Annotated in this window: 28 protein-coding genes and 1 tRNA gene; 16 read left to right on the top strand and 13 right to left on the bottom strand. The window is 63.9% G+C overall.

What is annotated here, in order from left to right; translation table 11 throughout:
- Positions 1-99: 99 nt before the first annotated feature.
- Positions 100-1,380 (top strand): MFS transporter, encoded by a 1,281-nt coding sequence (locus tag IEV75_RS01035; RefSeq protein ID WP_188450689.1) that lies wholly within the window; start codon positions 100-102, stop codon positions 1,378-1,380.
- 126 nt (positions 1,381-1,506) lie between these two features.
- Here IEV75_RS01035 and IEV75_RS01030 read toward each other — a convergent pair whose 3' ends face one another.
- Complete coding sequence (locus tag IEV75_RS01030; RefSeq protein WP_188450688.1) at positions 1,507-2,745, bottom strand: lytic murein transglycosylase; 1,239 nt, start codon at positions 2,743-2,745, stop codon at positions 1,507-1,509.
- 262 nt (positions 2,746-3,007) lie between these two features.
- On the opposite strand from IEV75_RS01030, the gene IEV75_RS01025 reads away from it, so the two are divergent.
- The 4 genes from IEV75_RS01025 (at position 3,008) to IEV75_RS01010 (ending at position 5,618) form a co-directional block, all read left to right on the top strand.
- Positions 3,008-4,114, top strand: a complete 1,107-nt coding sequence (locus IEV75_RS01025) for a TadE/TadG family type IV pilus assembly protein (protein ID WP_188450687.1) — start codon at positions 3,008-3,010, stop codon at positions 4,112-4,114.
- Positions 4,115-4,237: 123 nt separating this feature from the next.
- Positions 4,238-4,363, top strand: coding sequence for a type B 50S ribosomal protein L36 (ykgO, locus tag IEV75_RS01020; RefSeq protein ID WP_036511313.1), 126 nt, complete (start codon positions 4,238-4,240; stop codon positions 4,361-4,363).
- Between the two features lie 23 nt (positions 4,364-4,386).
- A complete protein-coding gene (locus IEV75_RS01015) occupies positions 4,387-4,998 on the top strand; it encodes an HAD family hydrolase (protein WP_188450686.1) in 612 nt (203 codons plus the stop codon).
- A gap of 98 nt (positions 4,999-5,096) precedes the next feature.
- Positions 5,097-5,618, top strand: coding sequence for a CC0125/CC1285 family lipoprotein (locus tag IEV75_RS01010; protein WP_188450685.1), 522 nt, complete (start codon positions 5,097-5,099; stop codon positions 5,616-5,618).
- A 69-nt stretch (positions 5,619-5,687) separates the two neighbouring features.
- On the opposite strand, the gene IEV75_RS01005 is transcribed toward IEV75_RS01010, so the two are convergent.
- Together IEV75_RS01005 and IEV75_RS01000 are read right to left on the bottom strand one after the other, a co-directional pair.
- Positions 5,688-7,919, bottom strand: a complete 2,232-nt coding sequence (locus tag IEV75_RS01005; RefSeq protein WP_188450684.1) for a TonB-dependent receptor family protein — start codon at positions 7,917-7,919, stop codon at positions 5,688-5,690.
- A 340-nt stretch (positions 7,920-8,259) separates the two neighbouring features.
- Positions 8,260-9,033, bottom strand: coding sequence for an SDR family NAD(P)-dependent oxidoreductase (locus tag IEV75_RS01000; protein ID WP_188450683.1), 774 nt, complete (start codon positions 9,031-9,033; stop codon positions 8,260-8,262).
- Positions 9,034-9,189: 156 nt separating this feature from the next.
- On the opposite strand from IEV75_RS01000, the gene IEV75_RS00995 reads away from it, so the two are divergent.
- Positions 9,190-10,056, top strand: coding sequence for an isoaspartyl peptidase/L-asparaginase family protein (locus tag IEV75_RS00995; RefSeq protein WP_188450682.1), 867 nt, complete (start codon positions 9,190-9,192; stop codon positions 10,054-10,056).
- An 8-nt stretch (positions 10,057-10,064) separates the two neighbouring features.
- Here IEV75_RS00995 and ptsN read toward each other — a convergent pair whose 3' ends face one another.
- From ptsN to IEV75_RS00960, 7 genes are all read right to left on the bottom strand, one after another.
- Entirely contained in the window at positions 10,065-10,529 is a 465-nt protein-coding gene (ptsN, locus tag IEV75_RS00990) for a PTS IIA-like nitrogen regulatory protein PtsN (protein ID WP_188450681.1), read from the bottom strand.
- 41 nt (positions 10,530-10,570) lie between these two features.
- On the bottom strand, positions 10,571-11,197 hold the full coding sequence (gene hpf / locus IEV75_RS00985; protein WP_188450680.1) for a ribosome hibernation-promoting factor, HPF/YfiA family: 627 nt from the start codon (positions 11,195-11,197) through the stop codon (positions 10,571-10,573).
- 195 nt (positions 11,198-11,392) lie between these two features.
- On the bottom strand, positions 11,393-12,892 hold the full coding sequence (rpoN, locus tag IEV75_RS00980; RefSeq protein WP_188450679.1) for an RNA polymerase factor sigma-54: 1,500 nt from the start codon (positions 12,890-12,892) through the stop codon (positions 11,393-11,395).
- 11 nt (positions 12,893-12,903) lie between these two features.
- Positions 12,904-13,644, bottom strand: coding sequence for an LPS export ABC transporter ATP-binding protein (gene lptB, locus IEV75_RS00975; RefSeq protein WP_188450678.1), 741 nt, complete (start codon positions 13,642-13,644; stop codon positions 12,904-12,906).
- 174 nt (positions 13,645-13,818) lie between these two features.
- On the bottom strand, positions 13,819-14,412 hold the full coding sequence (locus IEV75_RS00970) for an LptA/OstA family protein (RefSeq protein WP_188450677.1): 594 nt from the start codon (positions 14,410-14,412) through the stop codon (positions 13,819-13,821).
- Positions 14,409-15,080 carry an LPS export ABC transporter periplasmic protein LptC gene (gene lptC, locus IEV75_RS00965; protein WP_188450676.1) on the bottom strand — a complete coding sequence of 224 codons (672 nt, stop codon included), beginning with the start codon at positions 15,078-15,080 and terminating at the stop codon, positions 14,409-14,411. The genes IEV75_RS00970 and lptC overlap by 4 nt, the downstream gene beginning before the upstream one ends.
- A 93-nt stretch (positions 15,081-15,173) precedes the next feature.
- Entirely contained in the window at positions 15,174-15,788 is a 615-nt protein-coding gene (locus tag IEV75_RS00960) for a ribonuclease D (protein ID WP_188450675.1), read from the bottom strand.
- A gap of 140 nt (positions 15,789-15,928) precedes the next feature.
- Between IEV75_RS00960 and IEV75_RS00955 the strand changes: the two genes are divergently transcribed.
- A complete protein-coding gene (locus tag IEV75_RS00955) occupies positions 15,929-16,621 on the top strand; it encodes a hypothetical protein (protein WP_188450674.1) in 693 nt (230 codons plus the stop codon).
- Positions 16,622-16,770: 149 nt separating this feature from the next.
- Entirely contained in the window at positions 16,771-17,160 is a 390-nt protein-coding gene (locus IEV75_RS00950) for a hypothetical protein (protein WP_188450673.1), read from the top strand.
- Between the two features lie 83 nt (positions 17,161-17,243).
- Here IEV75_RS00950 and IEV75_RS00945 read toward each other — a convergent pair.
- Positions 17,244-17,330, bottom strand: a tRNA-Leu gene (locus tag IEV75_RS00945).
- 169 nt (positions 17,331-17,499) lie between these two features.
- Here IEV75_RS00945 and IEV75_RS00940 point away from each other — a divergent pair.
- Complete coding sequence (locus IEV75_RS00940; protein WP_188450672.1) at positions 17,500-18,462, top strand: complex I NDUFA9 subunit family protein; 963 nt, start codon at positions 17,500-17,502, stop codon at positions 18,460-18,462.
- 122 nt (positions 18,463-18,584) lie between these two features.
- On the opposite strand, the gene IEV75_RS00935 is transcribed toward IEV75_RS00940, so the two are convergent.
- Positions 18,585-19,394 (bottom strand): undecaprenyl-diphosphate phosphatase, encoded by an 810-nt coding sequence (locus IEV75_RS00935; RefSeq protein ID WP_188450671.1) that lies wholly within the window; start codon positions 19,392-19,394, stop codon positions 18,585-18,587.
- Positions 19,395-19,463: 69 nt separating this feature from the next.
- Entirely contained in the window at positions 19,464-20,402 is a 939-nt protein-coding gene (locus tag IEV75_RS00930) for a hydrogen peroxide-inducible genes activator (protein WP_188450670.1), read from the bottom strand.
- 132 nt (positions 20,403-20,534) lie between these two features.
- Here IEV75_RS00930 and IEV75_RS00925 point away from each other — a divergent pair, with 132 nt between their 5' ends.
- From IEV75_RS00925 to IEV75_RS00895, 7 genes are all read left to right on the top strand, one after another.
- Entirely contained in the window at positions 20,535-21,089 is a 555-nt protein-coding gene (locus IEV75_RS00925) for a peroxiredoxin (RefSeq protein WP_188450669.1), read from the top strand.
- Positions 21,090-21,188: 99 nt separating this feature from the next.
- Positions 21,189-21,722 (top strand): alkylhydroperoxidase, AhpD family, encoded by a 534-nt coding sequence (ahpD, locus tag IEV75_RS00920; protein WP_188450668.1) that lies wholly within the window; start codon positions 21,189-21,191, stop codon positions 21,720-21,722.
- A gap of 210 nt (positions 21,723-21,932) precedes the next feature.
- Positions 21,933-22,253 (top strand): hypothetical protein, encoded by a 321-nt coding sequence (locus IEV75_RS00915; RefSeq protein ID WP_188450667.1) that lies wholly within the window; start codon positions 21,933-21,935, stop codon positions 22,251-22,253.
- A gap of 97 nt (positions 22,254-22,350) precedes the next feature.
- Positions 22,351-23,664, top strand: a complete 1,314-nt coding sequence (locus tag IEV75_RS00910) for a dicarboxylate/amino acid:cation symporter (RefSeq protein ID WP_188450666.1) — start codon at positions 22,351-22,353, stop codon at positions 23,662-23,664.
- Between the two features lie 59 nt (positions 23,665-23,723).
- Positions 23,724-24,035 (top strand): hypothetical protein, encoded by a 312-nt coding sequence (locus IEV75_RS00905; RefSeq protein ID WP_188450665.1) that lies wholly within the window; start codon positions 23,724-23,726, stop codon positions 24,033-24,035.
- A 94-nt stretch (positions 24,036-24,129) separates the two neighbouring features.
- Positions 24,130-24,573: a TadE/TadG family type IV pilus assembly protein gene (locus IEV75_RS00900; RefSeq protein ID WP_188450664.1), complete on the top strand. Its 444-nt coding sequence runs from the start codon at positions 24,130-24,132 to the stop codon at positions 24,571-24,573.
- Positions 24,570-26,009: a Tad domain-containing protein gene (locus IEV75_RS00895; protein WP_188450663.1), complete on the top strand. Its 1,440-nt coding sequence runs from the start codon at positions 24,570-24,572 to the stop codon at positions 26,007-26,009. Before IEV75_RS00900 ends, IEV75_RS00895 begins: the two co-directional genes overlap by 4 nt.
- The last annotated feature ends 106 nt before the right edge of the window (positions 26,010-26,115 follow it).

The following is a 26,115-nucleotide window of genomic DNA, read 5'->3' as shown; positions in this document are numbered from 1 at the left end:
CCGGTTTCGGGACGTTTCTACCCGAAGATGCTTAAAGCCCGGTTTTCATGCTGTTAGCGGAGCGTTTACGGGCGGCGCAGGCCGGACTATGCCTGCCCCATGCCCTTGAACGCAGACCAGCAGACACGGGCGGACCGGCGCGGTGCCTTCCGCCTGCTCTTCATCTGCCTGATGGCGGTGGGGGTCGGCAATTCCATGCTGTTTGCGATATTGCCGCCGCTGGCGCGCGATATCGGTATTGCCGAGATCTATGTCGGCGCGATCTACACCCTGTCGGCCCTGATGTATCTGACGATGAGCCCGGTCTGGGGCGGATTGTCCGACCAGTATGGCCGCCGCCCGCTGGTCATTTTCGGGCTGGCGACCTATGGCGCCTCCACCCTGATCCTTGCCGCGGGCGCCTGGGCAGGCCAGAGCGGCTTTCTGCCGCCCCTTGTCGCCGTGCTGGCGATGGCGCTGGCGCGCGCCCTGTTCGGCGCGTTCGGCTCGGCCACCGGCCCGGCAGCCCAGGCCTATGTCGCTGACCGCACCGCCCCTGCCGAGCGCACGCAGGCGCTGGCCAGCATGACGGCGGCCTTCGCGCTCGGCGGGATTATCGGCCCGGCCCTCGCCGCCGCTTTTTCCGAGCGGATCGGCATGGTGCCCTTCATGGTGATGATCGCGGTGCTGGTCGGGCTGTGCGCCATCATCGTGCGCCTGACTTTGCCGGAAAACACGCCGCCGAAGGAGCGCGGCCGCCGTCCGCTCAATCCGCTGGCTCAGTTTGCCTTTGCCGCAGACGGGCGAGTGCGCGCTTTCGTGCTCTATGGCTGCGCCGCCTGGCTGGTACAGGCAGCGAGCCTGCAGGCCATCGGCTTTTTCGTCATGGACCGGCTGGAGCTGGACACCACGGCAGGCCTGCAGCTGGCCGGTGTCGCGCTGACGGCTGGCGCGGCAGCTTTGATCTTTGCCCAGCTGGTGGCCATACCGGCACTCAAGGTCTCACCGCGCATGCTGATGCTGATCGGGGCGGGCCTGACGCTCGCCGGGCAGATCGAGCTGATATTCTCGGGCGGCTATGCCTCCATCGTACTGGGCTTCCTGCTCAACTCGCTGGGCTTCGGCTTTGCCCGCTCCGGCTTCACCGGCGGGGCAAGCCTCGCCGTCAGCCCTGCTGAACAGGGCCGCGCCGCCGGCGTGACGGCGGCGACCGCCGGCCTCGGCTTCCTCATCGCTCCGCTGTCGGGGCTCTGGCTCTATCAGGCTGTAGGCCCGACAGCGCCTTTTATGCTCAATGTTGTCCTGTCTGTCGTGGCGCTGGGGGTGGCTGTCTTCCATCCGCGCGTACGCGTCGCCGCCCAGCCCTTTGAGCAAGACGAGGATAGCGGCGGGGTGGTGTAGCGCCCTCCTACAACCCTGAACTCCCGGCCAAGCGAAGCGCAGAGCCGGAACCTGTTGCAGGACTATGAAGAGAGACCCCGGATAGCGCTGCGCGCTTCCGGGGTTTCACGGAAATTGAGGGAGCGTCTAACGCGCCCGGTCTGCTGCCATCACCGCATTATAGAGAGCCAGCCCCGCATAGCCGTCCGGCTCCATCCCGTTTGCACTCTGGAAAGCGCGGATGGCGCGGCGCGTATTGGGGCCGACAACGCCGTCCAGCCCGCCCGGATCATGGCCCAGCCGCGCAAGGGCTTCCTGCAGTTCGCGCGACTGGGAGCGCGTGATCGGCGGATTGTCCACCGGCCAGCCCGTCGCCATGCCTGCATCGCCATGCTCGAACGCGCGGGCGAGATAGGCCACGCCCAGCGCGTAGGCGGTCGAGTTATTATAGCGCAAGAGCGCCTCGAAATTACGGTAGACCAGGAAGGCGGGCGCATTGGCCCCGGCCGGGATCACCAGCCGCGCCGACCGGTAGAGATCATCGGCTGACCACTCGCCGGATGCCGGATCAATCTCCAGCGCAGCCCACTCAGCCACCGTGCGGCGCTGGCTTTCGTTCCAGCCGGCAAAATCAAACCCCTGCGGCAGACGCACTTCGGTGAAGACCGGCTGGCGGTATTCCCAGCCCGCGCGGGCCAGAAGATTGGCCGCACTGCCCAGCGCATCGCCTTCATTGCGCCAGATATCGCGCCGCCCGTCGCCGTCGAAATCGACGGCGCGTTCCATATAGGTGGCCGGTATGAACTGGGTCTGGCCCATGGCGCCGGCCCACGAGCCCAGAAGATCATCACGTGTGGCATAGCCGCGCGAGATCATCTGCGCGACTGCCCGCAGCTGCGCCTCGGCAAAGCCGCGCCGGCGGCCCTCCCAGGCCAGTGTCGCCAGCGAACGCACCACGTCGAAATTGCCCTGGATCTCGCCATAGGCGCTTTCCAGACCCCATATGCCGGTGAGGATATGCCGGTCGACCTCGAAACGCTCCTCGACAGCCACAAGCGTGCCGGAAATGCGCGCCGCGGCGCGTTCCCCGTTGGCCACGCGCGCAGGTGAGACAGCGCCTTCGAGATACTGCCAGATCGGGCGGACAAACTCGGGCTGCGTCTGGTCGCGCTCAATGACCGTCGGGTCAGGCTCCAGCCCGTCCAGCATGGACGAGACTATGGCCGGGTCGACGCCCTCGCTGCGCAGATCGGACGCGAAACCGTCCCGCCAGGCGCTGAAGGGAATGTCCTGAGCCGCGGCGGGACTGACCGCCAGGACAAACCCCGCCAGCCATGCGCCTGTAAGGCTGGCAGCGCGGCGCGAAAAACGATGGATAGTCAGCATATATGGATCCTCACCCTCGGGTCTGGCCAATCCCGCAATACGTCAAGTGTTCCTGTTAGCACGCAGAAGATCAATGCGCGATGAACGCCGCCCCCGCCATGGTTAGCGGAAGGTTTACGCTAACACACTAAATTAATTATCTTTTCTCATACCTCATTAAGCCTTGCCTGCTAAATTCCGCGACGGAATCCGGGCATGAGTTCTGCATGTCTCATCAGGGATGGGCCGGCGTGTGTGCCGGTCAGGGCAAGGGCGAATGGACATGAAACGGCTATCAGGCTTCCTGACGGACCGGGCTGGCAATATCGCGGTGATTTTTGCGCTGTCACTGGTGCCCGTGATCGGGATGGCGGGCGTATCGGTGGATACCGCGCGCCTGATCAATGTGCGCACCGCGCTGCAGGCCGAGGCGGACGCCACCGCCCTCAACGCCGCTGTCGGCGGGCCCGAAAGCAATCATGCCGCCCAGATCAATGCCATGAATGACCGCGTGACCGCCGCCTTTGGCGGGTCGGGCCTGTCAGACCTCGACATTGACGGTGCATGGAACGGGCTGGATTTCCGCGTCGATGCCAGCGCGCGCGTGTCCACCGTACTTATCCACGCCTTGCCCGGCATCAGCGACAGCGTGCGCGTTTCGGTGCGTTCAACCGCACGCCTGCATCAGCCCATGCTGCAATATGAGCCGCCCGAGGTGAGCTGGCTGGACCCGGAAGCGGGCGACTATAACCGCATCTATGTGTACTGCTACGATCCTGACCCGGATGCTGACAAGACACCCGCACAACGCCGGACACAGCGCACCCCGGTGCAGGACAATAACGGCATCAACTTCCTCACCCGCTGGCCCAACCAGTATCAGTGGCCGCGCTGCGAGGAGGGCGAGACGATCAGCTTCGAGCTCTACAATTTGCGCTTCTCGCGCAACAACCCTGAGCGGATCGACCAGAATCCGAACAATGACCATAACTGGTGCCAGCACAGCCCGACCGCCGGCTTTCCCAATCCGTGCCGCCACCGCTACTTCACCGACACCGTGCACGTGAACGGGCAGGAGCACCATAACGGCCTGCAATACGATATTCTCGAGACCGTGCTGTGCGACAGCATGGATGAGTGCAAGCCGGCCAGCCAGGGTGGCGTCATCCCGGCAGGCACCAACCGGACGCCCCAGCGCGCCGAGCAAGGGTGCAGCCCCGGCCGCTTCATGTATTACGGCTGGGAGGACCGCCCGCCAGGCCTGCCCGGTGGCACGTCCAACTGGACCCAGATGGGCTGGACCGACCGCGACTATGACGATATCCGCATCATCATGGAATGCCCGCAGCTCGACACGACCCGCGAGCGGTATGTGCGCCTGATCGAGTAGGCCTTCGCCTTTCTGTGCAAGTGGCAGGACGCCCCGGTTGACTTGGACCGGGGTGGACTGTAACACCTGCGCTCCCTTGAAAACGCGGGTGCTCCGGTCCCGCTCCAGGTACGAGACAAGACCATGAAAGTGCGCAGCTCCATCCGCTCCCTGAAAGCCCGGCACCGCGATTGCCAGGTGGTGCGCCGCCGTGGCCGTGTCTATGTGATCAACAAAACCGATCCGCGCTTCAAGGCCCGCGCCGGCTAGCACGGGCGCGCCGGCCTGTGTCCGTGCGTGCGATCCTCTGGGATCTCGGCCGCACGCTCGCCGACTGGAACCCCGATTACCTTTATCGCCGATTGATCCCGGATGCTGAAGAGCGCCGGGATTTTCTCATGTCCGTGTGCACCATGGACTGGCATGAAGCCCACGACCGGGGCATCAGCATGGCTGCCAACCGGGAGGCGCTGATCCGCCAGCATCCCGACAGGGCTGCGCTCATCGAAGCATGGGACACCGGCTGGAACGCCATGTTCAGCGGCTATATGCCGGGCATGGACGGCGTGATCGAAACCCTGCACGCGCGCGGCGTGCCGCAATACGCCCTGTCCAACATGCCGGCGGAAAAATGGGCCGACGTGCTGGCCCTCTATCCGGCCTTCGGCCTCTTTGAAACAGCGGTGATATCGGGGCAGGAAGGGCTCGTAAAGCCAGACCCGGCGATCTACGCCCTGACCGCAGCGCGCATAGGCACACCGCCGCCAGAAACGCTCTTCATCGACGACCGGCTGGACAATATCGAGGCGGGTGCAAGAGCCGGTTTCGCCGTGCACCATTTCACCGGCGCACCCGCCCTGAAGGCCGAACTGGACCGGCTCGGACTCCTGCCGCTGACTGCCTGACCTGAAGGAGAGCCCGCGCAGATGTGATTTGCCGCGGAACGATTGCGCTCCATACTGGTTGAGAGGTTGGGATGAAATCCATTTGGGAGGTATGAGCCATGAAGCGCCTTATCGCCGGATTTGCCGCCAGCGCCGCCATTCTGGCCGCTTGCGCCGAGTCCACGCCTTACCAGCGCGCCACTGCCGGCGGGTTTGGTTATTCCGAACAGCAGATCGAGCAGAACCGGTTCATGGTCGGATTTTCCGGCAATTCGCTGACCGAGCGTCAGTCGGTTGAGACCTTCCTGCTCTACCGGGCTGCAGAGCTGACCCGCGAGCAGGGCTATGACTATTTCCGCCTGATCCGCCGGGACACCGAGGCGGAGCGCCGCTTCACCGGCAGTTCGCCGCGCTATTATGACCGGTTTGATGTCTTCTACCGGTACTACCATCCGCGCCATGGCTGGTATGGCTGGCGCGACCCGTTCTGGGATGATGTCAATCTGCGCGAGGTGACCCGCTATGAAGCCATGGCGGAGATCCAGCTCGGCCGCGGCGAAACGCCCGATAGCCCGGATGCCTTCGATGCGGTTGATGTGATCCGCAATCTGGGTCCGCTGGTCCGCCCGCCTGTTCAGTAGTGTTTGATCTGTAAAGCAAAAAACCCCGGACCGATGGTCCGGGGCTTTTCAGTTCAGGCAAGCCTTCGGCTAGAAATTGGCTGCCAGCCCGAACAGCACCGCACGCGGCGCACCGGGGCGCAGGCCCGCCGGGCTGCGCGAGGCGGCATAGACCTCATCGGTGAGGTTTCTGACCTGCACCCGCGCGCGCAGCGCATCACTGAGATCATACCAGACGGCCAGATCAGCCACCGCGTAGGAGTCCAGGAACTGGGCGGCGGGAATGGCACCCTGCCCTGCCACCGTACGGCGTTCGCCATTCCAGGTCACGGCCAGCTGGCTGCCGAAACGGCCCTGTTCAAGGCCGATCGAGGCGAACCATTGATGCTCCGGCAGATAGGGCAGCTGGTCACCCGCCTGCACATTGCCCCAGGGGCCATAGCCCGACCGGAAGGCGGTCTGGAATTCGGCATCGGTCCAGGTGTAGGCGCCGCGCACGGGCACCGACACGCCGCTCCAGCCGGCAAAAGCGGCCAGATCGATACCGGCCGACAATTCCAGTCCGCGCACATCCACTTCGCCGCCATCGAACTGCGCGCCGATCGTGCAGCCCCCGCCCGTGGAGGCCGTGCACGTGCCGATCAGGTTGGAATAGTCGTTGAAGAAGCCGACCGCCTCTACAAAGGCGGTTCCGCCCGTCCAGCGCACGCCCGCTTCCCAGTTCACCGCATCTTCCGGATCGCTCTGTGACGAGGGCGAGGACGGAGCAAAGCCACGGTGCACACCGCCGAAAAGGGAGACGCTGTCACTCAGCTGATAGCGCACGCCGAGGCCCGGGATGAGCACATCCGTTGTGCTACCGGTGACGGTCGTGGCGCCGGTACGGGCCGGGTCGGTGGCGGCCCAGCGCGTCTGCGTGCCCTCAATGCGTTCATAGCGCAGGCCCGGCACGAGGGTGAGCGCGCCAAAGCTGATCTCGTCCTGGACGAAGATGGCCAGCGCCTCGGCTTCGCTGATGCGGTTATCATGCTGGCCGGGTGTTTGTGCGCCGGTCTGCACCAGCTGCGAATTGTCCATGCGGTAGAAGACCTCGTTCTGGAAACGGTCTTCAGAGTCGCGGTGCGCGCGCACGCCCACCCGCCAGCGATGGTCCGCACCCAGCAGGGCCGCATTGCCCGCCAGCTCGGCCTGTACGCCTTCAGCCAGATAAGAGCGGTTATTATTGCGGCTGATCACCGCGCCATCGATGGAAACCAGGCCCGGCTGGCCCGTCAGGATGGCGTATTCCGCCGAATAGGTGGCCGGGTCGGACAGCACCGCACCGAGAGAGCGGCGCCCGGCCCCGGCATTGACGCCCTCCACCTTGAACCAGTTGCGCGCCACCTCGTTGCGGTAGCCCAGCGCGGTGAAATTGAGACCATTGTCGAAAGCGGCGTCATAGCGCAGCACCCAGCGCGACTGGTCGACCACGATATTGTCGTTCGCGCTGGCGGCATAGCGCCGGTAGGGATTGGCCGCGAAATCGGCATCGGTGAGGCCCATATAGGTCTCGTCGGAGGTTTCGTCGGACGTCTGGTAGCGCAACTCCACAGCATGGGTGACGCCCACGCCATCAAATTCGGCGCGCAGACGTGCGCCAAAGTCTGTCAGGTCAAACCCGGTGGATTGCCCGGTGTTGAAATCGATGGTCTTGAAGCCGTCCGCGCTGTCGGTATAGGCCTCGACAAGCCCGCCGAGGCGCACACCTTGCGAGACTTCCGTCATACCACCGGCATAGGCATGAATGCGGCGCGCCTCTTCTTCACCTGCCGTGATGGCAAGACGCCCCGACCAGCTCTCCGGCACCGGCGTGGACAGGAAATTGACCGAGCCGCCCTGCGTGCGCGGGCCATAGCGTACCCCGGCCGCGCCCTTGACGATCTCCACGCCGGCCATGCGGCCCACATAGGGCGAGTAATAGGCCGCTGCCGCCGAGTAGGGCGCAGGTGCGGCCAGAATGCCATCTTCCATCAGGACGATATTGGCAGAGCGGTCCAGGCCAGTGCCGCGCAGGCCGATATTGGGACGTAACCCGTAGCCATCTTCCTCCTGGATGTTCACGCCCGGCACCTGGCGCAGCACACGCCCGATATCGGTATAGTCCTGAACCTGCAGGACCTCGCTCGGCAGCAGGGTGGCAGAACCGGCCACCTCGCGCGCATCGCCCTTCAGGCCGATAATGGTGATGGTCTCGACATTGATGTCTGTGTCGCTGGAATTTTCAGCGGCGGCATTGGCGGCGAGAGCCAGTACGGCCGTGCTGGCAAGAAGAAGCGTGCGCATGGTTGGCGTCGTCCCTGACGTCGGATGAAAGTGAGAATAAGTCTCACCTACAGGATACGCGGGACACTGCCAATAGCATTTGAGAATGAATTGCAGTTAGGTATGCGGTGACCCTCATACCCTCCATCCTCGTCATTCCGGCGGACGCCGGAACCCAGCTTTTTTTGCTCCGCAAAGCGGCTTGAAAAGCGCCAACGCGCGCCTGGGCTAATGCGAGGCGCGACGCACGGATGTGCAGAGCTAACAGGTGACTGGGTTCCAGATAGCGCCTCGCGGCGCTTCTGGAATGACGAAGTGATAGTTGCTCCAGAGGCGTGTGGCACCAGAAGCCGCCGAACCCCTATTTCGGGGGCATGCGCGCACCGGCATCAAGGCGGACGCATTCTGCGTTGATGTAATCATTACCGACCATGAAAGCGACGAGATCGGCGTATTCAGCCGGGGTGCCGAAGCGCTGCGGGAACTGCAGATGGCTGGCGAGGTTCACTTTCACTTCCGGCGGCATTTGCTGATAGATCGGTGTCTCGAAAAAGCCCGGCAGGATGGTGTTCACCCGCACGCCCTCGCGCGCCAGATCGCGGGCCATGGGCAGGGTCATGCCATAAATGCCGCCCTTGGACGCCGAATAGGCAACCTGGCCGATCTGGCCGTCCTGCGCGGCAACCGACGCGGTATTGATGATCACACCGCGGCCCGATGCGTCCGGATCAAGGGTGAGCATGCCCTCGGCAGCCAGCACGGCACAGTTGAACGACCCGATCAGGTTGATGTTGATGACCAGCGCAAACTTGTCGAGCTGGTGGCCGACAATATCACCGGAAGAGGAGCGGCGCGCGGTCTTCTCCGCCCAGCCAATCCCGGCGCAGTTCACGAGAATGCGCTCCTGCCCGTTGGCGGCGCGGGCCTTTTCAAAACCGGCCTTGACGCTGTCCACATCGGCGACATTCACCTTGGCGAACACGCCGCCAAGCTCCTTTGCCAGTGCCTCGCCGCGCTCCTCGTTGAGATCGAAGATTGCGACCTTGCATCCTTCAGCGGCCAGGCGCCGGGCCGTGCCCTCGCCCAGACCTGATGCCCCGCCCGTGATAACCGCGCTTGCGCCCTTGAACTGCATGATCTCTCTCCCCGTTGGAATGGCCGTGTTGCTGCATCAGCGATGTGCAAATGCACCACGCTTTGCCTGACGAAATAGCGCCTTGGCGCTTCTGAGGGAAGCACAGGGATGTTATGAGCCTCTCCTTGCCGCATCCCGCCAGACGGAGACCCGCTCATGACCCGACCGACCGCCCTTGTCCTGCACGGCGGAGCTGGCGTGCTTGCCGAGCGTTCCTACGAGCGTGAAGTCGCGCATCTGCGCGCGCTGGCGCAAGAGGGGCGGGCGCTTCTCGCAGGCGGCGGACACGCGGTGGATGTCGCCGTGAAGCTGGTACGGGCCATGGAGGAAAGCGCGCTCTACGTGGCGGGACGGGGCGCCTCGCCCAACACGGCCGGCCGCTACGAGCTGGACGCCTCCATCATGGAGGGGCCGTCGCGCAAGGCGGGCGCAGTGGCGGCGCTGGAAGGCTTCATCTCCCCCATCACGGCTGCACGCGTGGTCATGGACTCAACCCCTCACGTGCTGATCGCCGGCGCGGGCGCGGCCGATATCGCGCGCACCCACAAAATCGAGGAGATTGCAGAGCCGGACAGCTATTACCAGCCCGCCGCCGTACCGGATGGGCGCGAGATCGCGACTGGAACGGTCGGCTGCGTTGTGCTCGACAGCGACGGCATTCTGTGCGGCGCCACCTCTACCGGCGGCACGCTCAGAAAGCGTTGGGGGCGGGTCGGCGATACGCCCATTATCGGGTCGGGCACCTGGGCCGATGCGCGTGTTGCCGTGTCCTGCACCGGCCAGGGAGAATACTTCATGCGCGCCAATGCGGCGGCCGACGTGTCCGCACGCATGCGCTACCTGGGATCTTCGCTCGACGAGGCCGTCAAGGGCGCGCTCGACGATATCGCCGAGCTTGGCGGGGATGGCGGGATTATCGCGGTGGATTCAAAGGGCCATGTCAGCGCGCAATACAATTCGCAAGGCATGAAGCACGCGATCGTGCACGCTGACGGACACATCGAAGCCGGGATGCAGCGCTGATCCGCGCCCTACGCCGCGTCCGTATGGGCCATCCCCGACAGAATGGCGTTCACAGCCGCTGAATCAGGCGCCGCGCGCAACGCGGTGCGGATATCCTCCCGGCGGAAGAGCCGGGCAACGCGCGCAAGAGCCTTCAAATGCTCAGCCCCGGAATCTTCCGGTGCCAGAAGCAGGAAGACCAGATCGGCGTGGCGTCCGTCCATGGCGTCGAAATCAACCGGCGTTTTCAGGCGTGCGAACACGCCGCAGACACGGTCGACATCGCTGGTGCGGGCATGGGGGATGGCCACGCCATCGCCGACACCCGTAGACCCCAGCTTCTCACGCTCCATGACGGCATCCAGCACCCTTCGCGCAGGCACATGCAAGGTGCGCTGTGCCAGGTCACACAATGACTGGAGAACCTGCTTGCGGCTTGTGCCGGGCAGGTCTGCCACCGCCCCTCCGGGCGGGATCAGGTCTGACAATGCCATGTCACGCCTTTGCTTGTCGGCGGGCCGGAAAAAGGCCCCGTTCAGCGAACGGCGCCGTCTTTAGCCTCTCGGGCCGGATCAATCCACCCCACATGACCATCAGGGCGTCTGTAGACGACATTCAGCGATCCGCTTGCCGCATTTCGAAACAGCATGAAGGGGGTATCGAGCACGTCCATCTCATGGACCGCCATCGACACCGTCAGCGTGCGCAGCTCACCCACTGTCTCGGCGACAATCACCGGCTCGCTGCCGCCCGTAGCGCCGCCATCATCAAGATCGCTGTCATCTTCATCCAGCGTGACGGCGCGTCCATTGCCGCGGAACACCACAATGGGTGTTTCTTCCGCGGGCAGTTCCAACTTGTTCTCTGCGTGATGATCCTTCAGGCGGCGCTTGTAACGGCGCAGGCGTTTTTCCAGATGTCCGACGGCAATCTCGGCAGCCGCATAGGCATCCGCCCCCTCGCCGGTGGCCTGCAGGAAGGCGCCCGAAGGCAGGTGCAGGGCGCATTCCACCCGGAAGCCGAACCCTTCCTTGGCGGCGGTTACAAACGCCTCGCCGGGACGGCTGAAATACTTCGCCGTACCCTCCTCCACCTTGCCCTCAATGCGTTCGCGAAGGGCGGGAGAAACGTCGATACCTTTGGAAACAAACTGGATGTGCATGATGACTCCATCTGCCGCTGGCGCGTTGCGCTGGCTGCAGGAGCCCTTTTTCAAAAAGGCCCCTGGCGCTTCAAGACAACGCGTGGCCGAATATCCGGTTCTGTACCGGATGCAGTGACGGTAGCAAGCCGGGCGGGGGCGTCAATGCAGATAACTGGTTAATGACGTGCAGGACAGGTTTCGGGCACCAGCGTGCTAACGCTTCATCATGCGGCGGCGCTGCACCGAGGAGGGGATATTCATCGCCTCGCGGTATTTTGCCACGGTGCGCCGGGCAATCTCGATCCCGTCAGCCAGAAGCCGGTCGACAATCGCATCATCGCTCATGATCTCGTTGATGGTTTCGGCCTGGATCATGGCCTTGATACGGTATCGCACCGCCTCGGCGGAATACGCCTCGCCGCCATCGGCCGAGGCAATGGACGAGGTGAAGAAATATTTCAGCTCGAACAGGCCGCGCGGCGTCGACACATATTTATTCGAGGTGACGCGGCTGACCGTGCTTTCGTGCATGCCCACAGCGTCCGCGACCGTCTTCAGGTTCAGCGGCCGCAGCCAGGCCACGCCCTTGGCCAGGAACGCATCCTGCTGGCGGACGATCTCGCTGGCCACTTTCAGGATGGTGCGGGCGCGCTGATCGAGGCTTTTGACCAGCCATGAGGCATTCTGCGCGCATTCGGTGATGAAGGTCTTTTCCTCCGCCGAGCGGGCGCTGCCCGCGATCTGCGCGGCATACCGGTTATTCATCAGCACGCGCGGCAGCGTGTCTGTGTTCAGCTCCACCGCCCAGCTGCCATCCGGGCGCTCACGCACATACACGTCCGGTTCGACAGCACGCGTATTGTCAGAACCGAAGGCAAGGCCCGGCTTGGGCGTCAGCCGCTTCAACTCGGCGATCATGTCCTCAAGATCGTCCTGGTCCACCTCGCAGATCGACCGGAGGCCGGCATAGTCATGCTTGGCCAGCAGCGGCAGGTTATCCACCAGGGCCGCCATGGCCGGGTCCAGACGGTCACGCTCGGCCAGCTGTATCGCCAGACACTCCTGCAGCCCGCGCGCCATGACGCCGGCTGGCTCGAACGCCTGCAGGCGCGCGAGCAGCGCCTCCACCTCGGAGACGGTAACGCCAAGGCGCTCTGCGGTTTCGCCAAGATCGGCACGCATATAGCCGTCATCGTCAGCCAGATCGATCAGATGGGCGGCGATGAGCCGGTCCGCACTGGTCAGTGCGAGATCCGCCAGCTGGTCGTGCAGATGCTCGCGCAGGGTTTTCTCGCGGCTGGCATGCGCCGCGGCGTCAAAATCCTCGCCATCAAAGCCGCCGCCACCCTTGCCGGCGCGCGACCAGTCCACCGCCCCGCCGGTATCCCTGGCTCCGGCCATGTCGGGCGCGCTGTCGGCGTACATCGCCTCGCGGTCGGCATCGAGCGCCTCGTCGGCTGCAGCCGACGGCGCATCAAAGCTCAGCTCGCCATGCGGATCGCCAGAATCCATGGCCGCATTGCGCTCATCCTCTCCTCCCGGCTCGGGGCGTTCATCACGCTCCAGCAGCGGGTTGCGCTCCAGCTCTTCCTCGACGAACTCGGCCAGCTCCATATTGTTCAGCTGCAACAGCTTGATGGCCTGCTGGAGCTGCGGGGTCATCACCAGACCCTGCCCCTGCCTTGCCTCCAGCCTTTGTCCGAGCTTCGTCATCCGGTCTTGCCCTACTGAAAACTGTCGCCGAGATAGACGCGGCGCACGGACGGATCGGCGCGCACGGCCTCGGGCTTGCCCTCGAACAACACCTGCCCGTCATGAATGATCGCTGCGCGATCGGTTATCTGCAGCGTTTCGCGCACATTGTGATCGGTAATGAGAATGCCGATCCCGCGCTGTTTGAGAAACAGGATCAGATCGCGGATATCGGCGATCGCCAGCGGGTCGATGCCGGCAAACGGCTCGTCCAGCAGGATGAAACCGGGACGCGTTGCCAGTGCGCGCGCAATTTCCACCCGGCGGCGCTCACCGCCCGAGAGAGCCATGGCCGGACTGTCGCGCAAATGGTCAACACCCAGCTCCTCGAGCAGGTCCTCGACCAGCTTTTTGCGTGCCGTCTTGTCCTTTTCGGCGATCTCCGCCGTGGCCGTGACATTTTCATAGACCGTCATGCCACGGAAAATCGAGGCTTCCTGCGGCAGATAACCGATCCCCAGACGCGCGCGCTGGAACATCGGAAAGGCGGTAATGTCCTCTCCATCCAGCACGATACGGCCATGATCGGCCGGTATCAGCCCGGTAATCATGTAAAAGCAGGTGGTCTTGCCCGCGCCATTGGGGCCGAGCAGTCCGACAACCTCGCCGCGGCACACTTTGAGTGAAACCGACTTCACCACGACACGCCTGCCGAACGCCTTGCCGATCGAATCGACATGGAGGCCGTCAGCGCTGCTGTCTGGCATGGTCATTCCCGGCACCACCCTCAAATCCCGATAAACAGGGTTACTGGCGCAGGCCTAACATTTGGTGAAGCACGCGCAACTGGCCCCATCCTTGCAAGGGGCAGCACCCTCATGACAAGACCGCAGGGCTGTAAAGCCGGCACCAGACGCACACGAGCGCGTCTGTCCTGAGGACAGGCCCTAGTTCGCGGCCGGAGCACCAGATCCGGAAGCCGGAAAATCGCTGTCATAGCTGCGCGGCGCAGGACCGGGAACCGGCGGGGACGGGCAGTTCTCGCTCCCGGCGGGGCGTTCTTCATCCTGCGAAAAGAACAGGCTGCGCACGCGGCCATTGCCGCCGGTAAGGCGCGAAATGCCGGTTTGCAGATTTATCCGCAATTCCTGCCCGGTGGAGACATTGCAGCCCTGGGTCAGGACCACGGCGCCCGTCAGCACGATGACTTCATCTGACAGGGTGTAGACGGCCCGGTCGCCGCGCGCAGTCTCGGTCGCGGTGACGTAGAATACATCGCCTTGAGCGGTGATACGCTCAATCCGGCGCTGCCCCGTCTCGGGATTGCGTGCCAGCCAGGCTTCGGCTTCGTCGGCGCGCAGCCGCGTGTCGCCGCGCACGGCGTTGACATTGCCGATGAACCGGACGCGGTCCTGCTGATCGAGGATTTCCTGATCATCAGAACTGATGTCCAGGAAGTCGGGTGCCTCCTGCCGGGCGAAAGCGCCAGCACTCACCATGCTGGCAACCGCCAGGGCCGTAACGGCAATAATCAGCCTCATTGGTCCTCCTCGGGCGCGGGCGCGCCGTCACCGACATAAAAGCGCGTCACCACGCCCCCGGTAAAGCGCAAACGCCGGCCATCCTCATGCAGTTCGAATCCATACGCCTGCACGCCGCCCCAGGGCGCACGCCCCTGCACGGGTTCCTCGCCGTATACCACACCTTCGTTCAAGTCTATCGAAGCGCCTTCCGTACGGAATTCATAGCCCGACCGGGTGGAAAAACGCACCGTGTCGGACATGCGCAAGGTACGCGTGGCATCATCATAAACACCCAGACGCGACAATACTTCGGATGCATCGGGCCGGCGCGACCCGCCAAACAGCAGCGCGTAGTCGATGCGCGGATTTTCAAGGTCAGTGAGGTTTCCCAGCCCCACCATCCGCCGGACAGCCGAGTCCGCCGTGAGCACATAGGCACGCCCGTTCGCATCGCGTCCTGTAAAGCGCGGATTGATGATCCGCTCCCCGCTTCCCACGGCCGCCGGCCGGCTCGCCGGCTCCCGGTCACCGGAGAGCAAGGACTGCACCAGCAGATTGGCGGCCAGCGCGCCGATCAGCACGATCAGGACGATGCGCGCATTGCGCACGACACGCGCACGCAGGCGCGCGGCCTCGACCGCCCGGCTTGCCGATGGCTCGGCTGCTGCGAATGTCAGCGTGCTCATACCCGATGCCTGAAAATTGTCCCCGCACGGCTTTGTGGACCCTTGCCACGGCCATTTCAAGGCAGGCGCGCGAATGCCCGCCCTGTGACATGGCTAGCTGTGCGCGAAAATATCCGTCTCGGCCCACCCGGCCAGATCAAGGGCCGCCCGCGTGGGCAGGAAGCTGAAGCAGGCTCGCGCCATCTCCATGCGCCCCTCGCGGATCAGCATGGACTCCAGCCCGTCACGGATCCGGTGAAGGTACAGCACGTCATCGGCGGCGTATTTCAGCTGGGCCTCGCTGATCTCGTCTGCGCCCCAGTCAGAGCTTTGCTGCTGCTTGGACAGTTCCACGCCCGCAATTTCACGGGCCACGTCCTTCAGCCCGTGCCGGTCTGTATAGGTGCGCGCCAGCTTCGAGGCGATCTTGGTGCAGAACACAGGCCGCAGCGTGACACCCAGATCGCGCGCGATCATGGCTATATCGAAGCGCGCAAAATGCAGGATTTTCTCCACACCCTCATCCGCCAGCAGGGCCTTCAGGTTCGGGCAGTCGTAGGAAGAGCGGTCCAGCTGGACGATATGCGCATCCCCGTCCCCGGCCGACAGCTGCACAAGACACAGGGAATCACGAACCAGCGACAGGCCAAGAGTCTCGGTGTCGATGGCCACACGCTTTCCAAGCTCCAGCCCGGCGGGCAGATCGTTCTTGTGGAAGTGAATGCTCATGGGCTGGGTTCCTGCTTCGTCTGTCATCCTACCCTATGGGGCGATATAGCGCGCGGCGTCAATCGGAGGCCTGCGGCGGATGAGGCGTGTGGACGTCCGGAGGTTGCGGCCAAAGCCGGTCATCGCTAACCTTCGCTGTCATGCTGATTGTTGTCTTGCTTTCGACGTCGCTTGGCGCTGCCGGTGCCCAGCCACCACCCGCCGCCGGTTCCGGCGCCTTTACCGCCTCGACCGATGCCGACCAGCGCGCCTTCGTGGGCATACGCGCCGGCACGCTGGGCGTCGGGCTGGAGGGTGGTTACAGGATAAACGACTATCTGCAGATCCGCGCTCATGCCGCCGGCCTTGTCTATTCCGACGATCAGACAGTCGCCGATATCGCCAGCGATTTCTCGCTGCGTCTGGCGAGCGTCGGAGCGGGCATCGATTTCTTTCCGTTCCGCCGCGTCTTCTTCCTCACGGCCGGTGCCCGTTACAATTTCAACAAGGCGGTCTACAACGCCCAGCCGGCCAGCGACTACCAGATCGGTGACAATGTCTATGCTGCCGCCGACGTCGGACGGCTGACGGGCGAGGCCCGGTTTGCGCCCAATGCCTGGTTTGCCGGTGCAGGTCTGGCTGGCCGCCCCTGGAACGGTCCGGTGGAAGTCAGTGTTGAAGCGGGCATCTACCGCCAAGGCACCCCCAGCATCAGCTATGAAGTGACCGGATTGCTGGCCAATGATCCGGCCTTCCTCGCCGATCTGGAACTGCAGGTGGAACAGGCGCGGCGCGATCTCGACAAGTATGATTCTTTCCCGCTGTTCGCGCTCAATCTGCGTTATCGCTTCTAGGGCTGCCTGGGGCCTGCAAGCCGTATCCCTTGCATATATGCAAGGGTGCCATGCGCGCTGTGTGCCACGATTTGGCAACAATCCCGGCCTAGGCATGGTTATCCCGAGATAACCGACCTGCCACCCAGAGCCATAAAGGCCATCTCCCCATGCCTCTCGACAATCAGACACCCGATGTGGACCCGATCCGCATCGAGACCGATATTCACGGCATCTTGACGCTGCGTCTTGCCGGCAAACTGACGGGCACCGTGTTGCGTGATGCCGCTGAACGCATGGTCACTGCCGGCCGCGGCACGCGGATAAATGGCGTACTGATCGAGACCACCCAGACCAGCATAGCCTACGAGATCGCCGACCTGGTCAATGCGATCGAGCTTATCATGGACGAGCTGTCACCGCGCCGCTGCGCCCATGTCTCCCATGGCGAACGCACACGGCCCTACATGGTGATGGAAAGCACCGCACGCGCCTTTGCGGTAAAGCTGCAACCCTTCGCCTGCGAAACCGAAGCCCGCGCATGGCTGTTGCAGCGCTAGGGCCGCTCTGCCGCTTGCAAACACCTGAAACGCAAAACGGCCCCGCAAGGGGCCGCTTTTGTGTGTCGCCATCGACAAATTGATGGTGCCCAGGAGAAGACTCGAACTTCCACTCCCTTGCGGGAACTGGCACCTGAAGCCAGCGCGTCTACCAATTCCGCCACCTGGGCATATTTCTGAAGGCGTCGGAGGCGCGGTGATAAATGCGGGCGCGGGCGCTGTCAACGCGCCTTGTGCGGCGTTGCCAACGGGGCGCAAATTTGGTCTATCCGCTACCGACATCGACGGTGTTCGCAAGCCGCTGGACCGCGAAACCGCCAGGCTCAAGGGAGAGGCCACATGCTGCGCGATGAAATGATCACGGTGTTTGGCGGCTCGGGCTTTATCGGGCGCTATGCAGTGCGCGCTCTGGTCAAGGCCGGCTACCGGGTCCGCGTGCCTACGCGCCTGCCCCACACCGCCATTGACCTGAAGCCCATGGCCAGTGTTGGCCAGATACAGCTGGTTCAGGCCAATGTGCGTAACAAGGCCTCCATCGAGCGCGCGGTTGAAGGCGCCAGCGCAGTTGTGAACCTGACCGGCATTCTGGCCCAGTCAGGCCGCCAGACCTTCCGCTCGGTACAGGCGCAAGGCGCGCAGACGATCGCACAGGCCGCAAAGGACGCCGGAATTAGCCGCTTTGTGCAGATTTCGGCCATTGGTGCCGATGCTGACAGCAAGTCGCTCTACGCCCAGACCAAAGCCGCAGGCGAAAAGGCGGTGTTGGACGCCATCCCCACCGCCACCGTCCTGCGCCCGTCCATCGTGTTCGGCGCCGAGGACAGCTTCTTCAACCGGTTTGCCCAGATGGCGCTCTACACGCCCGCCTTGCCGCTGATCGGCGGCGGCAAGACCCTGTTCCAGCCGGTCTGGGCCGGTGATGTCGGCGCGGCAGTGCTGGCCGCACTGGAAAGCCCGGCTGCACAAGGCAGGACCTATGAGCTTGGCGGACCGGCAAGTTACAGCTTCAAGGACTTGCTCCAATACATCACGGCCACCATCCGGCGTCCCCGGCTTCTGGTGCCGGTGCCGTGGCTTGCCGCCTATGGGATAGGGTTTGCCGGAGAGCTGGCGGGTGCCCTGCCCTTCGTGCCCACCGTGCTGACGCGCGACCAGGTGACGCTGCTGAAGAGCGACAATGTGGTGGCAGACGGCACGCCGGGGCTTGGCGATCTGGGTATCAGCCCGGCCTCGGTGGAATCGGTCGTGCCGGGCTATCTCTACCGCTTCCGCCAGGGCGGGCAGTTCGCCGCGGCCGAGTAGGGCGGGTTTACCCGCAATCGGTGAAATCCCGGCCAAGCGATAGCGCAAAGCCGGGACCTCACAAAAAACAGGCTCAAAGCCCCGGATCGTTTCGCGTCCGGGGTTTCAACGTGTTGGGATTTTCAAACCACAAACACGATCACAGCCAGGATCGCGCACGCCAGCGCGATGCGGTAGATCACGAAGGGCAGGAAGCCGAACCGGTCCACCAGCTTCAGCAGGAGGTGGATCGCCACAAGGCTCGCCGCAAATGAGAGCCCAACCGCGATCAGACCGTCAGTGAGGCTCGCGCCGGGATCTTCGCCGCGCGCCAGATCGATGCCCGATTGCAGGCCAAAGGCGGCAATGACGGGAATGCTGGTCAGCATGGCAAAGCGGGCTGCCGCAGAGCGCTCGGCGCCCAGCATGCGCGCCGCCGTCATCATCAGACCAGACCGGCTGGAGCCGGGTATCATCGCCACCGCCTGCGCAAGGCCTATCAGCGCCGCATCCTTGTATGTGAGCGTCTCCACCGCTTTCACCCGCGCGCCATACTTGTCAGCCAGCCAGAGCGGCAGGGCAAAGACCAGCGTCGCCGCGGCGATGATGGCCGGAGAGCGCACCGCATCCATCCAGCCGGTAAAGTAGAGAATGCCCGCCGCGATCATCACCGGCGGCGTGGCGATGACGACCAGCAGAGCAAGGCGCCCGCCCGGCGTCATGCGGCCGGAGAACCAGGCCAGCACGCCCATAATCACCTCGCCGATCTCCTTGCGGAAATAGACCATGACCGCCAGCAGCGAGCCCAGATGCGCCATCACGTCGATGAGCACGCTTTGCGGCTCCACGCCAAAGGCCAGAGGGGCCAGTATGAGGTGGGCAGAGGAGGAAACGGGCAGAAACTCGGTCAGGCCCTGCACGATCGCGATCAGGACCAGCAGCATCAGGCTCATGGCGGCACGTCTCCCCAGGCGGCAAGTCGCCGCAAGCTATGTACTGCTTTTATTGCGCGAGCGTGAAGATCAGCGCGGCGCCAGCGCTGCCCTGACCGCCTCGGACAGTTTTGCAGCCTCGTCCGCACGCGCAGAGCCGCGCCGCCAGGCCATGCCGATCTCGCGGCCCGCAACCGGCGGATTGAAGGGCTTGATGACAAGGCCCAGCCCTTCGGCGACACCGCCATCGACCGCCAGGCGCGGCAGGAGGGTTGCGCCCAGCCCGCTCCTGACCATCTGCACCAGCGTGTGCAGGCTGGTGGCGGCAAAGTCCGACCTGGCCGCATCAGCGCGCCCCGAGCCGGGGCCCGCCGCGCTGTGACTGGCCGAGCATACGCTCAAGGCGTGATCGCGCAGACAATGGCCATCTTCCAGCAAGAGCAGGGATTCGTCCGCCAGCATCGCCGGATCAAGCGGGCTGGCATCGGCAAGAGGGTGATCCGGGGAACAGGCAAACAGGAACTCGTCCATGGCGATGGCGCGCGTCTCGATTCCTGCGGCCTCATAGGGCAGCGCGATCAGCGCGGCATCCAGCCGGCGCTCTTTCAGAGCATCGACAAGGCGCGGGGTCAGATCCTCGCGCAGGAACAGCTCCAGCTGGCCAAACTCGTCACGCAGGGCGGGCAGGACACGCGGCAGCAGGAAAGGCGCAATGGTCGGGATCACGCCAAGGCGGAACTGCCCGGCGAGCGGCTCGCCTGCTGCGCGTGCGGCATGCACCAGGTCTTCGGCCTCGGTGAGAATGGTGCGCGCACGTGCCGCTGCCGCCTCGCCCGCGGGCGTCAGGCTGGCCCCTCTGGCGCCACGCTCCACCAGCGTGGTGCCAAGGCTCAGCTCCAGCTCCTTGATACCGGCCGACAGCGTGGGCTGGGTGACGTGGGCGGCCTCGGCGGCACGGCTGAAATTGCCATGCTCTGCCAGCACGATGAGGAATTGCAATTGCCGCAATGTGGGAAGATTCGCGCTCATGGCTATCGAGATAGCCTATCGCTGATCCAGAGACAATCGATTTGCTTTCGCAAACGCAGCATAGCATTTGCTGCAACAGCAAACACCGCAATGCGGCGTTGCCAATCATATCAAGTCAGACAGGAGACGACGATGCTGGGTATCGGCCAGAAACTTCCCGAATTTGAGATCACCGGTGTGAAGCCGGGCTTCAACCACCATGAGGAAAACGGCGAGTCCGCGTTCGAGACGCTGACGCAGGCCAGCTTCCCGGGCAAGTGGAAGGTGATCGTCTTCTACCCGAAAGACTTCACCTTCGTGTGCCCCACCGAGATTGTCGCCTTTGCCAAGCTCAATGACGAATTTGCCGACCGCGACGCCGTCGTGCTGACCGGCTCGACCGACAATGAGTTCTGCAAGCTGGCCTGGCGCCGCGAACATGCCGACCTCAACAAGCTGAACCAGTGGCAGTTTGCCGACACCACGGGCTCGCTGGTGGACCAGCTCGGCATCCGCTCGCCCGAAGGCGTGGCCTATCGCTACACCTTCATCGTGGACGACCAGAACACGATCCAGCACGTCTATGCGACCAATCTCAATGTCGGCCGCAACCCGGAAGACACGCTGCGCGTGCTCGACGCGCTGCAAACTGACGAGCTGTGCCCGTGCAACCGCGCGGTCGGCGGCGAGACGCTCAAAGCGGCCTAAAGGGTTCACCCCTTTTAAGCCCTGCAAAACGGGCCGCGTCACTCCTCCCGGCGCGGCCCGTTTTCATATCTGCAAGACACGAAATCACGGAGCCTTCCCATGAGCCTTGAGAGCCTCAAAGAGCATATTCCCGACTACGCCAAGGACATCCGGCTGAACCTCTCCTCGCTGGCGCGCGAAACCGCGCTGGACGACCAGAAGAAATATGGCTGCTTCCTGGCCTCGGCCTGGGCGACAGGCAATGCGGCGCTGATCCGCGCGGTCTTGGGTGAAGTGGAGGGCACGCTGTCGCCCGAAGCGGTGAACGCCGCCAAGGCCGCCGCCGCCGTGATGGGCATGAACAATGTCTATTACCGCTTCGTGCACCTGGCCTCGGCCAAGGACTACAAGACCTTGCCCGCCCGCCTGCGCATGAATGTCATCGCCAATCCGGGCGTCGACAAGGCCGATTTCGAGCTCTGGTCGCTGGCCGTCTCGGCCATCAATGGCTGCGGCATGTGCATCGATGCGCATGACACAGAGCTGCGTCAGCATGGCATCACGGCTGACCAGATCCAGACCGCGGTGCGCATCGCCTCGGTAGTCAATGCCGCCGCCAGCGTGATTGAGGCCGAAGCCGCCGCCGCGGCCTGATCTGAGCGCGTGTAGCGCCCTCGTCACACGGCACCCCGGAAAGCCCCGCTGCGGAGCCCCCGCGGCGGGGTTTTCGTTTGCAGCGCCCGCCCGCTCATACTTTATTAAAAACTGTGACAGTCATAGAAGTGTCGTAAAGGATTTAAGCGACGAAAAATCAGCTATTTGATTCCTGTTGACGAACGCGATTAAGTTCCGTATCCTGATCTTATGGCTGATACGATGCACCATATCGCGCAAAGCGCCACCGACCGCGACCGGCATGATGCCGGGCAGGCGGGCAGCGCGTGGCGCTGGTTTTCGGCGCGCACCATGCGCCGGGCATCACGCTATCGCGACCTGACATGGCGCCATGTCGGCCGGCACATGATCTTTGCGCTGGCCATCATTCTTGTCTCGCGCATCTGGGCGGGCGAGGCCCATGGCGTTCTGCTTCTGGTGATCGGCTCCATCTGGGCCGTACTGATGGCGCGCATCGCCTTCATCAAGGGCTTTGATGCCCTGACCCGCCAGCGCCGGGCCCGCTCCTGATCCGCTTCTCCCTTCTGCCTGCCGCATCGCCTGATTGACGCTGCGCGCGCGGCGCTTAGGCTATGACGCTCATGCTTTGCTGCGGGGAGCGCCTCACATGAAATGGTGGTTTGGAACGGCGCTGTGGAAGCGCGTGCTGGGCGCGCTGGTTCTGGGCATCGGCTTTGGGGCCCTGATGTCCCAGATGATGGGCGCAGAGGCCGCCACCAATCTGATCGAGAGCTATGTCCGCCCGGTCGGCGATCTCTTCATCCGCCTGATCCGCATGCTTATCGTGCCGCTGATCCTCACCACGCTGGTGGCGGGCGTATACGCGCTGGGTGATCCCAAGCGCCTTGGCCCCATCGGCGGCAAGACAATCGCGCTCTACTTTGGCACCACCTTCTTTGCCAACATTATCGGCATCATCTTTGGCCTGCTCTTCCAGCCGGGCGCGGGCGCAGACCTGGGCGGCGCGGACGCTGTGCCCGTCTCCACCGAGACCGAGAGCCTGGCGAGCCGTCTCATGGCCATCGTGCCGGACAACCCGGTCGCCGCCCTCGCCGATGGTGATGTGCTCGCCGTGATCTTCTTCGCGGTATTGCTGGGCATCGGCATATTGATGGCGGGCAAGGCCGGAAAGCCGGTAGGCGATCTGTTCAACTCCGCCTCTGATGTCGTGCTGAAAGTCACCCATATGGTGATGGAAGTGGCCCCGTTCGGCGTGTTCGCGCTCGTCGCCTACACCACGGTCAGCCAGGGGCTGGAGGCCTTTGCCTCCATCGGGCTTCTTATCCTCACCGTCTATCTGGGGCTCTTCACCCACGCCGTGCTGGTCTATGGCGGGCTGATAAAGTTCGTCCTGCGCCTGCCGCTTTTGAACTTCGTGCGTGGCATTGTCGATGCGCAGGCCGTCGCCTACTCCACCGCCTCGTCATCGGCGACCCTGCCTGTCACCATCACCAATGTCGTCGACAATCTGGGTGTAAAGCGGTCTGTGGCCGGTTCGGTGCTGCCGCTTGGCGCCACGATCAACATGGATGGCACGGCGCTCTATCTGGGTATTCTGGCCCTGTTTACGGCCCAGGCCTTTGGCTATGACCTGACGCTGACGCACTATTTCATGATCGCCTTTACCGCGGCCATTGCGTCCATCGGCGCTGCCGGCATACCCAGCGCGGGTCTCTTCCTGCTGGCGATCGTCCTGAGCACATTCAACGTGCCGCCAGAGCAGATCGCCATCATTGTCGGCTTCATCCTGCCGGTGGACCGGATCATGGATATGGCCCGCACCGCACTGAACGTCACCGGCGATGCGGCTGTGTCCGTCGCGGTCGCCAAATGGGAGGGCGAACTCGACGAGGAACGCTATCGCGCGCCTGCCGACATGCCGATGCCAGCGGAAGCGGCTGACGATACCAGGCAAGGCTGAACCGGCATTGGCTGCGCTTCGTATCGGTGAGGGCAACCTCACCCGTACGGGAGTCAGCCATGACCCTTCTTCGCATCCTCCTTGGCGCAGGCGGTATCGCCCTCCTGGCCAGCATTCTCTGGGCGTCGCAAGCTGCCAGTATCGGCGCCAGCTTTTCGGCCATGGTAGAGGACCCGTGGGGCGTGGTTGCCCTGATCGACCTCTATCTCGGCTTCGTTTTTCTGGCCGTGATCATCTGGCTGTTTGAGCCTAACAAGCTGATCGCGCTTGCCTTCATCCTGCCCCTGCCGTTTCTGGGCAATGTCTGGGCAGCGGTCTGGATCGTCTGGCGGGTAAGCGCGCTCGCCACCCGCCTGAAGCCCGCCGCTTGAAATTTACCATGCTCGTATAAGTTGCATTAATCCGTTTCGCGTACCTATGCACTTGCAGGTTGCATATTGTATCCCTGCAATAAGGAGGTGCGTGATGCGATTCCTGTTCCCGGCTGCTCTCGCATGCAGCCCCTTCCTGCGCGATACACGGGCCGTTTCGGCGGTAGAGTTCGCGCTGCTGGCTCCGCTGATGATCCTGCTGCTGGCAGGCACCATCGCCTACGGGCTGCTTTTCTCAACGCATATAAGCCTGCAGCAACTGACCGCCGAGGCAGCCCGCTCATCCATTGCAGGCCTCTCCGCGGCCGAGCGCGCAGCCATTGTGGAGCGCCATGTCGCTGACACACTGCCACGATACTTCCTGATAGACCCGGAGCGGGCGAGCGTGGCGGTGGAGATACCGCAGGCAGGCTTTACCGAAATCGTGGTGCGTTACGATGCCAGCGCCCACCCGGCCTATGTGTTCCGGGGCTTGCTGCCCCTGCCCTCTGATCAGGTCACTTACAGCCAGGTCATCCGCGATGGAGGGCTGTCATGATTGCGCGCTTTATCCGGGATACATCTGGCGCAGCTGCGCCCCTCATGGCCAGCGGCATCGCGGCAGGCGCACTGCTTCTGGTGCTGACGCTCACTCAAATTCTTGACCATCTGCACAAGCGCGAGTTGCAGGCGACGGCCGATCTCATCGCCCTGATCGCCGTCCGTGACCAGGACTATTCGCTCACCCGCGCCAGAGCCGTCCTCTCCGATCAGGGCTTTGACCCGGACCGGTTCGATATCGTCGTCGAGCCGGGCCTGTACCAGCCCGCCCCGGAGCGTGAGCCGCATGAACGCTTCCGCCCGCGTATCGAGCCCTATAATGCCGCCCATGTGGAATTGCGCTCGGTAAACACCTCGCGCATACGCGCGGGTGACCGCCAGTGGCGCGCCCGCGCCGAGGCCACTGCTGCCCGGCAGGACATGGTCAGCTTTGCCATCGCCTCACGCCTTGTACGCCTTGAAGGCGGGTATTCCGGCGCGGTGCTGGCCGCGCTGACGGGTTATTCGGGCCAGATTACCGTCATGGACTATCGCGCTCTCGCCGATGCGCGCATCTCGGTCCCGGGCTTTCTGGACGCGCTGGCGCTGGAGGCCGGGCTGACGGCGGCCAGCTACGATACGCTTCTGGACAGCCGGGTGAGGCTCGGCGAGGCGCTGAGCGCGGCGGTCACCGCCATGGGCTCTGACGCGCCCGCCATCCTTGATGTGCTCTCCCGCCACTCATCCCATGCGGGCCGGCAGGTGCGCATTGGCGACATATTGAGCCTTGACCCGGCCATGACGCTGGCAAGCCTCGCCAGCGGGGCCGATATCGGCCTGGCCGATCTGGTCATGGCGAGCGCGCTCGCCGCGCAAGGCGGGCGGCAGGTGAGCCTGGCCGTGAACGCTCCGCTGGCGAGCATCGATCTGGGTGTCGGCCAGCCGCCTCAATCTGCCTCCGTCTACGGCGCCGGGCTGGAAGGGGCAGTGGCGCACACCCGCCAGCTCGGCCTTGATGTCAGCGTGGGTGCGGGGCTCGGCCGTCTCTCAGTTCAGATAGAGAACGCCACCGCCAGCGCGCGCCTTGTCTCGCTCACCTGCCATCCCGACGGGCGGGCCGAGGCGCGCTTTGCGGTACAGACATCACCGGCCAAGGCACGTATCACCGGCGCGCTGGGCCTGCTGGGCTCACTTCTGCGGGTAGACCTCTCCTCCGGGCGCGAGGTGGAGGCGGTGCTCACCCATGAACATGTGGAAAGCGGGCGGCCGGAAGTGATCCGCTCCGGCCTTGGCGCGCAAATCAATCTGCTGGGCCTCGGCCTGCCGCTATCGGGCGCGCTGAACAGCTCGCTCGGCGTCGTCGATACCCTGCTGACCGATCTCGGCCTGACAATCGCGGAATCAGAGCTTTACCTGCGCGATGTGCGCTGCGGCAGGCCCTTTCTGGTGGGGTGATCTCAGGCCGTCCTGCACCACAGCCCCTTCTCTTCGTCATTCCGGGCGAACCCCGGACTTGATCCGGGGGAGACCCGGAACCCAGCGATTTTAAAACGACTGGGTT

The sequence above is a fragment of the Glycocaulis albus genome, from assembly GCF_014639075.1.
Lineage (GTDB): Bacteria > Pseudomonadota > Alphaproteobacteria > Caulobacterales > Maricaulaceae > Glycocaulis > Glycocaulis albus.
The sequence above is the reverse complement of the archived record's forward strand: the minus strand, read 5'-3'. Positions and strand labels throughout refer to the sequence as shown.

What these genes read in the sequence shown, in the direction of transcription:
- IEV75_RS01035 (WP_188450689.1), top strand. Translation starts at nt 100, where the DNA reads ATGCCCTTGAACGCAGACCAGCAGACACGGGCGGACCGGCGCGGTGCC.
- IEV75_RS01030 (WP_188450688.1), bottom strand. Translation starts at nt 2,745, where the DNA reads ATGCTGACTATCCATCGTTTTTCGCGCCGCGCTGCCAGCCTTACAGGC.
- IEV75_RS01025 (WP_188450687.1), top strand. Translation starts at nt 3,008, where the DNA reads ATGAAACGGCTATCAGGCTTCCTGACGGACCGGGCTGGCAATATCGCG.
- ykgO (WP_036511313.1), top strand. Translation starts at nt 4,238, where the DNA reads ATGAAAGTGCGCAGCTCCATCCGCTCCCTGAAAGCCCGGCACCGCGAT.
- IEV75_RS01010 (WP_188450685.1), top strand. Translation starts at nt 5,097, where the DNA reads ATGAAGCGCCTTATCGCCGGATTTGCCGCCAGCGCCGCCATTCTGGCC.
- IEV75_RS01005 (WP_188450684.1), bottom strand. Translation starts at nt 7,919, where the DNA reads ATGCGCACGCTTCTTCTTGCCAGCACGGCCGTACTGGCTCTCGCCGCC.
- IEV75_RS01000 (WP_188450683.1), bottom strand. Translation starts at nt 9,033, where the DNA reads ATGCAGTTCAAGGGCGCAAGCGCGGTTATCACGGGCGGGGCATCAGGT.
- IEV75_RS00995 (WP_188450682.1), top strand. Translation starts at nt 9,190, where the DNA reads ATGACCCGACCGACCGCCCTTGTCCTGCACGGCGGAGCTGGCGTGCTT.
- ptsN (WP_188450681.1), bottom strand. Translation starts at nt 10,529, where the DNA reads ATGGCATTGTCAGACCTGATCCCGCCCGGAGGGGCGGTGGCAGACCTG.
- hpf (WP_188450680.1), bottom strand. Translation starts at nt 11,197, where the DNA reads ATGCACATCCAGTTTGTTTCCAAAGGTATCGACGTTTCTCCCGCCCTT.
- rpoN (WP_188450679.1), bottom strand. Translation starts at nt 12,892, where the DNA reads ATGACGAAGCTCGGACAAAGGCTGGAGGCAAGGCAGGGGCAGGGTCTG.
- lptB (WP_188450678.1), bottom strand. Translation starts at nt 13,644, where the DNA reads ATGACCATGCCAGACAGCAGCGCTGACGGCCTCCATGTCGATTCGATC.
- IEV75_RS00970 (WP_188450677.1), bottom strand. Translation starts at nt 14,412, where the DNA reads ATGAGGCTGATTATTGCCGTTACGGCCCTGGCGGTTGCCAGCATGGTG.
- lptC (WP_188450676.1), bottom strand. Translation starts at nt 15,080, where the DNA reads ATGAGCACGCTGACATTCGCAGCAGCCGAGCCATCGGCAAGCCGGGCG.
- IEV75_RS00960 (WP_188450675.1), bottom strand. Translation starts at nt 15,788, where the DNA reads ATGAGCATTCACTTCCACAAGAACGATCTGCCCGCCGGGCTGGAGCTT.
- IEV75_RS00955 (WP_188450674.1), top strand. Translation starts at nt 15,929, where the DNA reads ATGCTGATTGTTGTCTTGCTTTCGACGTCGCTTGGCGCTGCCGGTGCC.
- IEV75_RS00950 (WP_188450673.1), top strand. Translation starts at nt 16,771, where the DNA reads ATGCCTCTCGACAATCAGACACCCGATGTGGACCCGATCCGCATCGAG.
- IEV75_RS00940 (WP_188450672.1), top strand. Translation starts at nt 17,500, where the DNA reads ATGCTGCGCGATGAAATGATCACGGTGTTTGGCGGCTCGGGCTTTATC.
- IEV75_RS00935 (WP_188450671.1), bottom strand. Translation starts at nt 19,394, where the DNA reads ATGAGCCTGATGCTGCTGGTCCTGATCGCGATCGTGCAGGGCCTGACC.
- IEV75_RS00930 (WP_188450670.1), bottom strand. Translation starts at nt 20,402, where the DNA reads ATGAGCGCGAATCTTCCCACATTGCGGCAATTGCAATTCCTCATCGTG.
- IEV75_RS00925 (WP_188450669.1), top strand. Translation starts at nt 20,535, where the DNA reads ATGCTGGGTATCGGCCAGAAACTTCCCGAATTTGAGATCACCGGTGTG.
- ahpD (WP_188450668.1), top strand. Translation starts at nt 21,189, where the DNA reads ATGAGCCTTGAGAGCCTCAAAGAGCATATTCCCGACTACGCCAAGGAC.
- IEV75_RS00915 (WP_188450667.1), top strand. Translation starts at nt 21,933, where the DNA reads ATGGCTGATACGATGCACCATATCGCGCAAAGCGCCACCGACCGCGAC.
- IEV75_RS00910 (WP_188450666.1), top strand. Translation starts at nt 22,351, where the DNA reads ATGAAATGGTGGTTTGGAACGGCGCTGTGGAAGCGCGTGCTGGGCGCG.
- IEV75_RS00905 (WP_188450665.1), top strand. Translation starts at nt 23,724, where the DNA reads ATGACCCTTCTTCGCATCCTCCTTGGCGCAGGCGGTATCGCCCTCCTG.
- IEV75_RS00900 (WP_188450664.1), top strand. Translation starts at nt 24,130, where the DNA reads ATGCGATTCCTGTTCCCGGCTGCTCTCGCATGCAGCCCCTTCCTGCGC.
- IEV75_RS00895 (WP_188450663.1), top strand. Translation starts at nt 24,570, where the DNA reads ATGATTGCGCGCTTTATCCGGGATACATCTGGCGCAGCTGCGCCCCTC.